The following is a 14,168-nucleotide window of genomic DNA, read 5'->3' as shown; positions in this document are numbered from 1 at the left end:
ATCAACTCCGACATTGATGTTTTGCATGTGATTACTATTCATAATAAGCGTTCTCTTTATTGCGAAATACGGGTTCTAGACCCAGTCGACTATTCGAGATGAGTGCTTGGAGTTCTACATGATGCTCTCGTTAGTTATCGGTCTCTCAATAGAGGAGCCATAAGGATATCGAGCTATCAAATAGAAGGCTTAAGTTGCAACAAAAGCTTGGGTCTCACTTTACCCAAATTACTTAGTTATTATCCATACAATAAGGATAGGCAGCGCGAAGCAACTCAAAACATGGCAACCCATTCCAAATGGATAAATATCAAACAACCTATTAGGCTTAGTTACCTTTAACTCTGACTGGTAATCTAAGATGGCCAGACCAAGACAGAAATGTGGGGTCAGGGTAAACTTTAATAAAATGGTAACTTCTAACCCTTTTTATCCAAAAAAGAGTTGTACAAAAATACAAACACCTGGATCCCGGCTCAAAAGCATTGCCGGGACGACGAGAAGGGCGTTAACCAACTTTATTAATAAAAAGATTCATTCTTTGGTCTGTGCAAAACGGCACGACTTTGATGGCAGCATGCCATATGTACAAAAATACAACACCTGGATTCCGGCTAAAAAGCACTGCCTGGACGACAAGGAAGGTGGGTAGCAAGCTTTGTTCAATAATGTATTAATGCGGATGTGTATAAGAATCAATCAGACGTTTATTCGTTTATTCGTTTATTCGCTAAACGCTAAACGCCAAAGCAATGCCCTAAAATAAATCTAATCGTAAAATTCGAGGGGTAAGATATTTTGATAAACGTAGTAACCTAGCGGGCCCATCAATAGGCTTAGCATGGACCACAACAAGCGTTGGGCATTTTTGATATGTGCTTTCGAGGTAAAGGCTCGATAGCAAAAGTGAATGTGCAATATCATTAAAGCGATAAGCATAAAGACTAATGTAATATCCATATTATTCATGTCATGTTCCTTTGCATTGCAGCAATGACGTTAATTAAGTGTAAGCTTAAATTAAAATTCTGCAGTAAAAAAATTCGAAAATCCGCTTTCAACTCTGCAATTCATTCTTACATTGCTAATTTACTGCAAAATTAAACAGAATAATAGTCAGTAAACCATTAAATATTCATAATTTTTTCATTTTTACACAAAGGTATGATTTTTACATGTTGATGTAGTGATTGTTTGAACTGCATCATACTTCTTTCAGGTAACCACAATGCGTACTTATGCATTACGGCCAAAAAGAGTGAACTGTTCACTAAACTTTGTAACCATTGGTAGACATTGGGGTAGGGTAAAGCGTTAAACCAACCGGGTTCGACATTCGCAAACTGGCGAATAAATGGAAAAATAGCAAAATCCGCCATAGTTGGGCTATCTGCACATAAGTACGCTTGTTGAGCTAATTTATCTTCTAATAACTGCAAAAATATTTCTGCCTGTTGGCGATACCAGGTTTGGCTGTGTTCAGGGAACCTGTCTGCATATTTATACTTATCTAACCAGGGCTTAAAATCATGATCGTTTGCTTTAATTAACGCATGTGTTTGTGGCTTTGGTAACTCATCAAGTAATGTTTGATAAGCCTCGAGCGTTAACCAGGGCGAGTGTGGGTCTGAATGCTGTGTTAGTGCGTACTGCATAATCTCAATGCTTTCAGCGATGACCTGTGCCTCTGAGGTTATTAGCACTGGCACAGTGCCTTTTGCCGATACGGCGAGCATCTCTTGCGGTTTATTTTTGAGTTCGATTTCACGCACGATGGGGTTTAACGTGCTTAAATGTAAACCTATTCGGGCGCGCATGGCATAGGGGCATCGACGAAACGTGTACAAAATAGCTGAATTCATAAAGTCACTTTTCTAAAAATGAGAAAACATCTGTGCCAAACAACAAAGACACCCGCTGAGGTCGACAGTTTAAGGCTAATTTACTTGCAGATCGAATTTTTGAGTGTGTTTTAATGGTGACTTGGGTATACTTCCCGCCGTTTTTTTGAGTTAGCGCACGGTGCGTTAGCCTTATATGCACTGGAAGTTAAGTTCCAGCCAGCGGAGTTATTATTGTATGCAAGACACTCATTTAGCCCAAACATCACCCACTCAAGTCGTTGTGTGTGCCCTTTATAAGTTTGTCGCTTTGCCTCATTTTGAGTCGATCCGTCAGCCATTATTATCTGTAATGGAGCAAAACGAAGTGAAAGGGACTTTGTTATTGGCTCAGGAAGGTATTAACGGCACTGTGGCGAGTACACAACAAGGTATCGATAACTTACTGGGTTGGTTAGATACGCAACCTGGGTTAGATCATATCGTGACCAAAGTGTCGTTTGACACTGAGATGCCTTTTTATCGCACCAAAGTGAAGCTTAAAAAAGAAATCGTCACCATGGGTGTTGAAGGTATTGATCCGCGTAAAGTGGTGGGTACTTATGTTAAACCTAAGGATTGGAATGCATTGATTTCTGACCCAGATGTTATTTTGGTCGATACGCGTAACGATTACGAAGTAAAAATTGGCACCTTTAAAAATGCCGTTAACCCTGTAACAGAAACCTTTCGTGAGTTTCCTGAGTACGTTAAACAGAATTTAGATCCTGCCAAACACAAAAAAGTGGCGATGTTCTGTACTGGTGGTATTCGCTGTGAAAAATCAACCGCATACTTAAAAGAGCAGGGCTTTGATGAGGTGTATCACCTTGAAGGCGGCATTTTAAAATATCTTGAAGAAGTTGAACAAGAGCAAAGCCTGTGGGAAGGCGAGTGTTTTGTGTTTGATAATCGCGTGGCGGTTAATCACAGCCTAGAGAAAGGCCAATATGACCAATGTAATGCTTGTCGTATGCCAATCACCGAAGAAGAAAAACTGTCTGAAGCTTATGTACAAGGTGTGAGTTGCCCGCATTGTATTGACAAAATTCCAGCTGAGCAGCGTCAACGTTTTATTGAGCGTGAACGCCAGGTGCAATTGGCGTTGCAACGTGGTGAAGCGCACATTGGTAGCGATGTTAATCAAGTGATTGAAGCACGTCGTCAGCAAAAAGAAGCGCAGCGTAAAGCGCAAGAGAAAGTGAATAAAAAATAACGCCTATTAGGCCTTGTTTTAAAAAAGCCCAATTGGTAACGGTTGGGCTTTTTTGTTGTTATCGTGTGCTCATAGAATGCTAACTTCCAGAGATAGCGAATGTAACGCTGTAGAGTAAGTGCTTCATATTTAGCATAATTGAGCAAAGCAGACATTTAACCCGTATAAATGGTTTAGCAAGCGCCATAAGTGTGCTATTTTGAGCGCTTTTTTCGATTAGACGACTGAAGGTAAGCCAATGTTTGTTGGATTTGATTATGGCAGTGCCAACTGTGCAATAGGGGTAATGATTGATGATGCGGTAACCTTACTGCCTTTATCAACACACTCGGATTTTATGCCTTCAACCTTATATGCCATGGACCGTGAGCTGATTGCAGAAGCGGTATACCAAGGATTGCCAGAAAGCTTAAAAGCTGAATATTCTCACCTTCGCAGCTCGCAATTAATGCGTGCCAAGCAAATGCGTCATGAATTGGACTTAATGCCCAATGAACAAGCCGTATTTGTCGGTCAAGCCGCCATTGATGCATACCTTGAAATGCCCGAAGAAGGATTTTATGTCCGTTCGCCAAAATCATTTTTAGGCGCTAACGGCCTGCGTCCAGATCAGATAGGCTTGTTTGAAGACATTGTCACGTTAATGATGCAACACGTGAAAACGCTAGCGGATAAAGCCCTACAACAAAAATCATTGTCAGTGGCAACGCACGCGGTTATAGGCCGGCCGGTAAACTTTCAAGGCATAGGCGGTGAAGACAGTAACCAACAAGCCGAAACCATTTTACGCCTTGCGGCATCTCGTGCAGGGTTTACTGAAGTGACATTCTTGTTTGAGCCGTTAGCCGCAGGGATGGATTTTGAGTCAACCCTAGACAGCGATAACACCGTATTGGTGGTCGATGTGGGCGGTGGTACAACGGATTGCTCAGTGGTAACGATGGGGCCTTCGCACAGTAACAATACCGATCGTACTCAAGACTGTTTAGGCCACTCTGGCCAACGTATTGGCGGTAATGATTTAGATATCGCGCTGGCCATGACAGGCTTAATGCCGAGTTTTGGTGCTGATACCGTGATGACCAATGGCAAACCTATGCCAAGAGCGCCATTTTGGAATGCGGTGTCGGTGAACGATATTAGTGCTCAGCGCGAGTTTGTCAGTTTAGCATCGCGTAAATTGGTTGAGTCAATGATCAAAGAGGCTGAACAACCACAACTTCTAAAACGCTTACAAACGGTACAAAAAAATCAAATGAGCTACCAGGTTGTACGCCAGGCTGAAGCAGCAAAAATCAGTTTATCTGACAGTGACACAACTCTGTGCACATTAGATTTTATTGAAAAAGACCTGTTTGTGAGCTTAAGCGCCACTCAGTTTGAACAAGCGATTAGCGATCCACTTGGTAAAGTAGAAGCCTTAATGAAGCAAGCTATGCAAACGGCTACTGCTCAAGCTCAACAACAAGATTGCGCTTTGCCAAGCAGTCCTGATATTGTTTATGTTACGGGTGGTACAGCGCGTAGCCCTGCGATTTACCAAAAAATTGCCAGTGTTTATCCGTCTGCAAAAGTGGTGGTTGGTGATCACTTTGGTTCGGTAACGGCAGGGTTAACCCGTTGTGCCCAATATGCATTTAACTAAATAGAGTCAATACTATGCTGAGTCAATTAAGGTTTACGTTTGCAAAGGATGCGCCTAAAGCGGCATCACTGTTATTAGCGACATTGGTGGGTAGTGTATTGCTTAGCGGCTGTGGCGATGATGTGGGTAAAGTGAGCTTAGGTTTATTTACCACCAAAGATGTGATTATTGATGCTAAACACGATCCTAAAATTCCTGGGGTGACTTGCCATATTAGTCGTATAGAGGCCAATTTAGATTTAGCTGACCCGTCTGATATGAGCATCAGTTGCCGTCAAACCGGTCCGATAAGTCATGCTGAATTAGCCGATATTGATAAGTCGAAAAATGGCGAGGTGGTGTTTAAAGAGTCTTTGAGTATCCTCTTTAAAAGCTTAAAAGTGCGCCGCATTTTTGATGCTGAAAATCAAACGTTATTGTATTTATCATACTCAACCAAAGAGACCAACGGCAGTCATAAACATGCGTTGTCTACCGTGCCGCTATACGGCACTGCAGCCTGGCAAAAGCCATTAACCGCAAAATAAGCGCATAATAAAAAAGTAAACGCATAATAAAAAAGGAAAATAACCTGAGCTCGGGATAAGGGATGAACTTATGCCATTTAAAATCAACATGTTACCCCTTGTCACTTTCAAGCTTGTCATTTGTTCTGCTAACAAGGCGAATTGACGCGTCAATAGCTAGCCTATTGCAAGTCGATTCAACGCAGTTAGCAGGGCAAAGGACTGTTTGAAAGGCGTTTATTATCCCGAGCTCAGGTTAAATAGATTGCCTTTTTAATGATGAGCTAGGTGTTATACCCGTGCCGCACGTTTTAATATCCATAGCCACAATACGGGTAATAGGGTTATATAGAAAAACATTGCAGTAGCGCCGATATCGCCGGACAATAAAGTGCTAAAAATAAACCTGACAACTCCCATAGGGTCCCACGGCATATAATGCAGATTACCGTGTAATAATATGGTCGCTAATACAACAAGTGTCACCGCTAACCATTGTCTACCTGGCTCATAACTTTTAATTATGAAGGCTGGGACAAACGCCACCAAACCTATCCCGATAAAGTTTTGAGCTAAATGGGTAATGGTGGGGTAGCCGCTTACGTTAAACCACCAAAAAACATTACCCGCAGCGGATTGTCCTATCGCTGTGATGCTTAACGCGAAATAAGCTATGCCTACGCATAAACTGAGTATAACTAATCTGATGAAGTTCATTTGTGTCCTTTTAAATGAAAAGCTTACTTGTTTAACACGGCATTGTAGCGTTCAAAAGCAGCGTCAAGATCGGCAATTAAGTCATCGGTATCTTCTAAGCCGATGTGCAATCTAATCAGCGGTTTACGGCTATCCCATTGGGTGGCCGTGCGGATATTGTTAATACCAAATACGCCTAAAATCAAGCTTTCAAAACCGCCCCATGAGAAACCCATTTTAAAGTGGGCCATGTTTTCAACAAATGCGGTAACAGAGGCTAAATCACCTTGCTTTAATACAAATGAAAACAACCCGTTGCCACTGCTAAAGTCGCGTTTAAAGAACTCATGGCCAGGGCAGGTTTCAAAGGCTGGATGACGCACATGGTCGACTTCTGGTCGACTGGCTAACCAATTGGCCACGTGAAGGGCATTTTTATTATGTTGCGCCATACGCACACCTAAAGTACGCAAGCCGCGGGCAGCTAAATACACGTCGTCTGGTGAGGTGGTTTGCCCCATTAAATAACTGTTTTCGCGCAGTTGATCCCAGCATTTTTCATTAGCGGTTGCGGTGCCCATCATCACATCAGAATGGCCGACAATGTACTTGGTGGCAGCTTGAATCGACACATCAACCCCCATATCAAATGGGCGCGAGTTTATCGGTGATGCCCAGGTGTTGTCGAGCATGACAATCATGTCGTGTTCGTGAGCGATGCGGCTTAATGTTGGCACATCTTGCACTTCCATGGTGATGGAACCTGGTGATTCTAAAAACAGCACCTTGGTATTAGGGCGAATAAGTTCTCGAATGCCTTCACCGATCATTGGGTCATAATAAGTGGTTTCGATACCAAATCCAGCGAGCATTTTATTGCATAAATCGCGTGTGGGTTCGTAGGCGGTGTCGACCATGAGCAAATGGTCGCCACTTTTTAAGAATGACAATAATGCGCTACTGATTGCGCCAGCCCCAGATGGGTATAATGCAGTGCCTACGCCACCTTCAAGTTCGCTAATGGCTTGTTGAAATGAGAAATGGGTTGGCGTGCCACGGCGACCATAAAACATTTCACCATTGGTTTTATTTTTTATCGCAAAACGCATTTCATCCATAGTGTCAAAGACCACGGTTGAGGCTCTAAATACTGGCGGGTTAATAATGCCTTTGGTGAATTTTTTCTCGCGACCGACACTGACGATTTGTGTGGCTAATTTATCATCTTTGCTCATGTTAATTTTTCCAGTTGGGGCAGTGTTCATAAAGTTAATCTGTGCAATATTAATTGCTTACTAACAATATGACGAAATGCGCTGCAATAAGTGATGTCATCTTTGTACCATCCTAGCACCAAGTCATTTAAATAAAACTGCCAAATGAGCAAGCTTGACTATTTTTCATCACTTAACGGTAAGGTTAAACAGATTTCAACGCCATTAAGGTCATTTTCGGTAATGTTAGTGGCTTTAATCGTGCCATGATGAAAATCGCTCACTAACCTCGCAATGTACAAACCTAGGCCCAAATGGGGCTTGCCATTCACGCCTTGCGGCCGAATAGACACCATGGATTCAAAAATTTGGCTGTTCATGTCTTTGGGTAACAAGGGCCCGATATTAGTGACTTTTAAGATGGCTTGCTTATGGTATTGCGTCAGGCTAACCGTGATGGCGGTGCCTGTGTCACTGAACTCAATCGCATTATTAATCAGCTTATCCATTAATTGGGCAATGTATTCAGGTACCCCCTGGCATTGCATGGTTTTGTCTTCTATGTGGACGGTAAACAATTGCTCAGGATAAGTGAGTTGATAACCTTGCATGCAGCCACTAATGACTTTTTTAAGCGAGAATCGGCAGCTTTCTGCTTGAGTTAAACTGGCTTCTAATCGGGTGGCTTCACTTAAATTATTTAAGATTAAGTGCAGACGGTTGACCCCTTCCTGGGCACGATTAACGTACTTTTGCGATTGGTCATCAAGTTGTTGTAAACCTAAATGCTCAAGCGAACTGCGCACCACAGCGACTGGCGTACGTAACTCGTGCGACAAGCGCGACGACATGTTTTCAAGGTAATGGGTATATTGACCTAGGCGACTGACAATACTAGAGAAACTGCGTGATAAATCGCCAATTTCGTCACGATTTTTAGATGCCTCAATTTGCTGGCGTACGCGGCCCTGGCTGTCGATAGCCAGTTCGGCTTGGTCGCGCAAACTGCGTATGCGACTCGAAATACTCGAGGCAAAGATAAACAAGGCCAGCGTACCCATGCTCATAATGGTTAAAATAACGTTGAACAGTTTTTCAAGGGCACGGTTACGTAAGCTGCGAATGCCATGAGTGGTTTCTTCTGCTATCACTACACCCATCACTTTATCGTCAATCCAAATCGGGCTAGCTGCCGCTAACACTACCGCTTTATTGTCGGGGGTTAAGCGCCAGGTTGAACCTTGTTTACCGCTTAAGGCTTTTTCAATGTGGCTGCCCGTAAGCTCGGTTGAGTCTTGCAGTGAGTCGATAAAATCTTGTGGTGGTCGGGTGAGTATTTTGTAGTACAAGGGCAATATGTAGTTCTGCTTAATACCTTGCCAAAATGAGCTGGACTGGCTCACGTCTAAATCGTCTGCCCAGGTGTTAGAGGAGGTGCGAATATCGCCCGATTTAGCGAGCACTCGTCCATGATTATCGACCACCCAAATACGCGAGCTGTTGTGGCTCATGCCTTTAATGATGCTTTCTATTTCAGGCGAGGGCACGAGTACCGTGCCTAAACTGGCAACGGAATCGGTGGCAGAAGTACCAATAACATTGACTAACTGACGAGTATTGGCATCGTTCACATTATGAATAGCAAAGCCGAGTTTACTGCCCACCATGGTGAGGGGTAATCTGAATTCGATGTTATATCCCTGGTCTGTTTGCAGCCATTGCCCCTGAATCCGCGACTCTGGCTCTACCGGGGTTGATTGCGTCGGATCGGCTGGCAATTCAAATGCACTGAGCCAACCGCTTTTGGTATTAGCAATAATGTAGCGTCTAAATTGGCCGTCTGGTGATTGCGTGGCCATCACTAAATGATCGTTTCTGTCGACCCGTAAACTTTTACGGCTACGAAACACCACTTCAGGGTCTCTAACCTGGAAAAAGCCATACAAATAACCGCCGTATTTCCCCACCATGTGAGTAAAACTGATATTGATAGGTTCGGCTTCATTACGCTGATAGATCAGGTGGTTATCGGCGTAATTTAATGTGCGATGTTGGTATAAGTCCCAGTCGCTTAATTTCCCGTCTAGCTGAATGGGGCCGGCAATGGGATAGGCATATAAGTCGCGGCCTTTTTCAACCTGATTTAAAAAACTGGCCTGGTTGTCAAACAGTTTTGGGCGTTCGTGTAATGCGGTTGCGAGTGCTTGTGTTGTGCCTTCAAGGGTTTTTTCCTGACCATGACGTAGGTATTTTTCCATCTCCCATACGTACTCGTACCCAAGCCAGGGGAGGCAGAGTAAAAAGAGTGACAAGATAACGACTTTGGCTCGTAGCCCTAAAGGTAAGTACATCAATTAAATATTGTCCCAGCGATAACCCATGCCGTAAACCGTGTCGATACAATCAAATTCAGTGTCGATAGCGATAAACTTTTTACGGATACGTTTTACGTGGGAGGTAATTGTACTGTCGTCGACATAAATCTTGGCTTCTTGCATTAAGTCTTGGCGGCTACGCACATGCCCCGGGTGTTTGGCCATAGCATGTACCATCCAAAACTCGGTAACGGTGAGTTCAATGGGTTGGGTTTTCCAGTACACCTGAATGCGGTTGCCATCAATGGTTAAATGGCCTCGCTCGAGTAAGTTGTCTTCTATTGGGCTTGAGCCAATCAGCTCAGAACGGCGAAACAGCGCGGCTATTCGGGCGAGTAAATGTGGAAAGCTGACATCTTTAGTTAAGTAATCATCGGCGCCTAAACGCAAGCCGCAAACGGTGTCAAAATCACTGTCTCGCGCGGTTAAAAAAATAATCGGCAAACTGCTCGACATGGCTCGCAGTGCCTGGCACAGAGTAAAACCACCATCTATTTCATGTTCAAGACCAATATCAATAATGGCTAAATCGGGCAGGCGCGCATTAAACGCCAGCATCGCAGATGGACGATTGGCATAAGCTTGGACGCTGTAACCTTGTTGTTGCAGCACATCTTTGTAATTTTCGCGGATAGCCGCTTCATCTTCAACAATGGCAATTCGTTTCATGGCGTGACTTCAATCAATAGGGACATAAATAGATATAGTGCTGACTATACAGGATTTTATTAACCAAAAAAGCCGCTAATGCCAATTGCCATATTGTTGCCACATTTGATCGCCACATTGCCACTTTTGCTCCCCAATAAAGCCATTTATATATTGTTTAATAACGGCATAAAGTTATGAGGTTGCACGTTAACTCAATGACTTTCACTTTACACATCATTGCTAAAAGGGACTCATTATGAAAAAGCAACTTATCGCCGCCACTATTATCAGCGCAATTTTATTACCTCACACCTCATGGGCCGTTGTGGCTGAGCCTCAAGAAGAGCGCGAGCACACAGAAGAATTAGTCGGGTTAAGCTCAGGCATATTATTAGGTGCGGTCATCGCCGGCCCTGTTGGCGCTATTATTGGGGCTTTCACTGGCACCATGATTGGTAAAACGGTGGGTGATGAAGCAGAGATTGCCGATAAAAACCAACAACTGGTAAAACAAGAACATGAATTGGTTGAAACGCAGCAGCAACTTATTGCAATGGATTTGCAGCAGCAAGAGTTAGTGCAAGTGTCTGAAAAGTATTATCAGTTACAAACGAACCTCGCAGAGCTCAATGCCAATCAACAACAAACGCTTAATGAATTGACCATCGGCATGAATGTGCAATTTAAAACGGGTTCGAGCCAAATAGAGCCTTTGTTTAAACAGCAGTTAGATAATGTGGCTTATATGATGACCTTATCACCTGAGCTGACCATTGATTTAACCGGCTATGCTGACCGCCGAGGCGCAGACCAATATAACCAGGCGTTGTCTGAGCAACGTTTAGCAGAAGTGACCCAATACTTAGTCGTGCAGGGTATCGACAGCCAACGTCTACAAGGCAGAGCTTATGGTGCAACGTCACCATTACATACTGAGCAAAACCACGAAAATGACTTTTTCGATCGCAGAGTCACCCTGACGTTAATGTCTCCAGGTGCCGAGCTAGCCGCAAACTAATCGATTGTTATTCATTTTATTTTAATACCGACTCTGTTACGCCAATGCTTAGAGAGCATGCGTAATAGAGCAAGGAGCTGCTATGTGCTGGTTATCTCGTATGTCGTGTTTATCGAACCCATTGGGTTATCAAAAGTGGTTTATTAGTGTGTTGTTGGTTATTTTTACTGCCACAGTGCAAGCCTCACCGTCAGGTGCAACCGATGAGGATATTACTCAAGGTACCTTGGTTTATTTTGCTAAAGATAAAGTGATACAAGCTTTGGCGATGGACACGCAAGTGAGTATGGATGTGTCTGGTTTACTGAATCGCGTGACGGTTAAGCAAGTATTTATTAACGATTCAGACCAATGGCTTAATGGCCGATATGTGTTCCCATTACCTGAAAATGCTGCCGTAGATAGCATGCAACTGCGTATTGGCGATAAAATCATAGCGGGGCAAGTTCAACCCAAAAAACAAGCGATAAAAACCTTTGAAACGGCCAAAAAACAAGGCAAACAAGCGAGTTTATTGCAACAACAGCGCCGAAATATTTTCACCTCAGAAGTGGCAAACTTAGGCCCGCACGATCAATTAGTGGTGGAGCTCAGTTACCAACAAACATTGGACTTTAACGACGGCCTGTTTAGTTTGCGCTTTCCAATGGCCATTACGCCACGTTATCACCCAGACAATACCAGCAACAAAGACAAACAGGCATTAGCGATAGCCTATATTGACCCAACCGTGTTGCCAAATACGGTCGCTGAAACCAGCAACACCCAGGGCATTAATGTCAATATGCAAATTACCATTGATGCAGGTTTTACGCTAAATACCATTAACAGTCTGTATCACCCTATTAAGCAAAGTGTGAGTGGCCAACGTTATACGGTGAGTTTTGAAGGTAAGCAAATTGCCGATCGTGATTTTGTGTTGCAGTGGCAAGCTGATGTTGGCGGGCTACCGCAAGCGGCAACCTTTTATCAAACCGGTAAAACCCATACCGTAGCGGTTAATCCAGACGACAATATTACCACCACCGCGGGTGATCAAAGCGTGTATTCATTAGTGATGTTAATGCCGCCAAGTGTTGAAGTGAGCGAGCAGCATTTAATCGGCCGCGAATTGATTTTAGTGATTGATACATCGGGGTCTATGTCTGGGCAATCCATTGTTCAAGCCAAACAAGCGTTGCAATTTGCGATTGCTGGGCTGCGCGATATCGATACCTTTAATATTATCGAGTTTAATCAAGACATCAGTTTATTGTCCCCTGTGCCATTAACGGCCAATAGCCATAATTTGGGCTTAGCAAATCGTTTTATCTCGACGCTCGAGGCCGATGGTGGCACAGAAATGGCGCCAGCTATCCAAGCTGCATTAGTCGACACTTTGCAAAGTGAATCGGTTAATGCGCGCGGCGAATCTTTATTGCGCCAGGTGATATTTATGACCGACGGTGCGGTCAGTAATGAGCAGCAGTTGTATCAATTAATTAGCGATCAACTGGGTGACAGTCGCTTTTTTACCGTTGGCATTGGTTCGGCGCCCAATTCAGACTTTATGCGCCGAGCAGCCAGCATGGGCCGAGGCACCTTTACCTACATTGGTAAAGAAACCGAAGTGCAACAAAAAATTGAGCAACTACTGACTAAAATCGAACAACCGGTTTTAACCAATATTGGTCTGTATTACCTCGACGGTAGTGTACCGGATTACTGGCCATCGACCATTAGCGACTTATATCAAAACGAGCCGTTGTGGGTCAGTATTAAATCACCAAGCCAGTTACTACAGCCGATGATTGTATCGGGCAATATTAATGGTCAATACTGGCAGCAACAACTTGATTTTACTGATAATCAACCAGCAAGAGGTATAGATCTTTTATGGGCGAATGCACAAATTACCGCATTGGAGTTACATAAAAATGCCGCCAGCGGCCCACGAGTGAATAAGCAAGTCGAAGCCTTAGGCATGCAATACCATTTAGTGACCAGCCAAACCAGCTTAGTTGCCGTCGATGTGACCCCCGTAAACCCAATGAGTGACACGACTATTGATGCCAATGTGCAATCACATTTGCCTCACGGGTTACAAGTGGGTAATCAGGCACAAATTTTACCGCAAACCGCGACATCGAGCCGCTTATGGTTATTGATTGGATTTAGCTTATTGGGCTTAGGTATCTTGCACTTTTTGTGGCTTAGACAGCGCTTACCTGGCCAGGTATTGGTAATTGATACGAATGTTTAAGGAGATAAATAATGAAGCCATCTCTACACGCCAAAACACATTTTTGGGTTATGGCGCTGATAATACTGGTGGGCCTTGGGCTCATTGTTCAAGGAGGATATATGCAAGCTAAAGCCCATTTTGCCCAGTTTTTAATTGAGCGCGCATTTGAACAAACGCTGGTGGATAATCAGCCCCATAAGCCCTGGTCATGGGCCGACACGCACCCGGTCGCCAAAATGCGTTTACTGCAACACAATGCACAAGGAGGGCAGCAGCCACTTGGCCAGGATTTATACGTGCTTGCTGGGGCTTCAGGCCGAAATCTCGCCTTTGGGCCAAGCTTGATGTTAGCTGGGGCAGGTGTTGGCGAGCAGGGCAATATGATTATTGCCGGACACCGCGACAGCCATTTTATGCGCTTACAGTATGTTAATGTCGGTGACATGATTGAGCTTTACAGCGCCACAGGGCAATTACAGGTGTACCAAATTACCGCCACGCAAGTGGTACACGAAACCGCCACGGAAGTACTGGAGCAAACAGAAAGCAGCAAGCTAACCTTAATTACCTGTTATCCATTTGATCAGTTAGCGGGCAATGCTGAATATCGCTATATCGTTGAAGCTAGACCTATGGTGTAGTTCATAATATTGAAGGGATATCGGCCGAAAAGTCTTAGTTTTGGCCGTTTAATATGTACTTATTGCCGTGTTAACAAAAACCGCCATAAAGGCGGATTTTTA

General features: G+C 43.8%; 11 protein-coding genes. 6 read left to right on the top strand and 5 right to left on the bottom strand.

Features of this window, described 5'->3' with window-relative positions; genetic code table 11:
* Positions 1-1,127: 1,127 nt before the first annotated feature.
* Positions 1,128-1,862: a glutathione S-transferase gene (locus AC19MX_RS15450; protein ID WP_498299158.1), complete on the bottom strand. Its 735-nt coding sequence runs from the start codon at positions 1,860-1,862 to the stop codon at positions 1,128-1,130.
* Positions 1,863-2,079: 217 nt separating this feature from the next.
* Here AC19MX_RS15450 and trhO point away from each other — a divergent pair, with 217 nt between their 5' ends.
* The 3 genes from trhO to AC19MX_RS15435 all read left to right on the top strand — a co-directional run bounded on the left by trhO (position 2,080) and on the right by AC19MX_RS15435 (position 5,268).
* Positions 2,080-3,096, top strand: a complete 1,017-nt coding sequence (gene trhO / locus AC19MX_RS15445; RefSeq protein WP_160052210.1) for an oxygen-dependent tRNA uridine(34) hydroxylase TrhO — start codon at positions 2,080-2,082, stop codon at positions 3,094-3,096.
* 238 nt (positions 3,097-3,334) lie between these two features.
* On the top strand, positions 3,335-4,741 hold the full coding sequence (gene yegD, locus AC19MX_RS15440) for a molecular chaperone (RefSeq protein WP_498299157.1): 1,407 nt from the start codon (positions 3,335-3,337) through the stop codon (positions 4,739-4,741).
* Positions 4,742-4,755: 14 nt separating this feature from the next.
* Positions 4,756-5,268, top strand: coding sequence for a CreA family protein (locus tag AC19MX_RS15435; protein ID WP_498299156.1), 513 nt, complete (start codon positions 4,756-4,758; stop codon positions 5,266-5,268).
* A gap of 270 nt (positions 5,269-5,538) precedes the next feature.
* Here AC19MX_RS15435 and AC19MX_RS15430 read toward each other — a convergent pair whose 3' ends face one another.
* From AC19MX_RS15430 to pdsR, 4 genes are all read right to left on the bottom strand, one after another.
* On the bottom strand, positions 5,539-5,964 hold the full coding sequence (locus tag AC19MX_RS15430; protein ID WP_498299155.1) for a hypothetical protein: 426 nt from the start codon (positions 5,962-5,964) through the stop codon (positions 5,539-5,541).
* A 23-nt stretch (positions 5,965-5,987) separates the two neighbouring features.
* A complete protein-coding gene (locus AC19MX_RS15425) occupies positions 5,988-7,178 on the bottom strand; it encodes a cystathionine beta-lyase (RefSeq protein WP_498299154.1) in 1,191 nt (396 codons plus the stop codon).
* Between the two features lie 158 nt (positions 7,179-7,336).
* The gene (pdsS, locus tag AC19MX_RS15420) at positions 7,337-9,508 is read right to left on the bottom strand and encodes a proteobacterial dedicated sortase system histidine kinase (protein WP_498299165.1); all 2,172 of its coding nucleotides are present in this window, start codon (positions 9,506-9,508) and stop codon (positions 7,337-7,339) included.
* A 3-nt stretch (positions 9,509-9,511) separates the two neighbouring features.
* A complete protein-coding gene (pdsR, locus tag AC19MX_RS15415; RefSeq protein ID WP_432399648.1) occupies positions 9,512-10,201 on the bottom strand; it encodes a proteobacterial dedicated sortase system response regulator in 690 nt (229 codons plus the stop codon).
* A 238-nt stretch (positions 10,202-10,439) separates the two neighbouring features.
* On the opposite strand from pdsR, the gene pdsO reads away from it, so the two are divergent.
* From pdsO to AC19MX_RS15400, 3 genes are all read left to right on the top strand, one after another.
* A complete protein-coding gene (gene pdsO, locus AC19MX_RS15410; RefSeq protein WP_498299153.1) occupies positions 10,440-11,201 on the top strand; it encodes a sortase-associated OmpA-like protein PdsO in 762 nt (253 codons plus the stop codon).
* 82 nt (positions 11,202-11,283) lie between these two features.
* Complete coding sequence (locus tag AC19MX_RS15405) at positions 11,284-13,443, top strand: marine proteobacterial sortase target protein (RefSeq protein WP_498299152.1); 2,160 nt, start codon at positions 11,284-11,286, stop codon at positions 13,441-13,443.
* A gap of 11 nt (positions 13,444-13,454) precedes the next feature.
* Positions 13,455-14,066, top strand: a complete 612-nt coding sequence (locus AC19MX_RS15400) for a class GN sortase (protein ID WP_498299151.1) — start codon at positions 13,455-13,457, stop codon at positions 14,064-14,066.
* Positions 14,067-14,168: the final 102 nt, after the last annotated feature.

The organism is Shewanella sp. MF05956 (genome assembly GCF_059758055.1).
The sequence above is the reverse complement of the archived record's forward strand: the minus strand, read 5'-3'. Positions and strand labels throughout refer to the sequence as shown.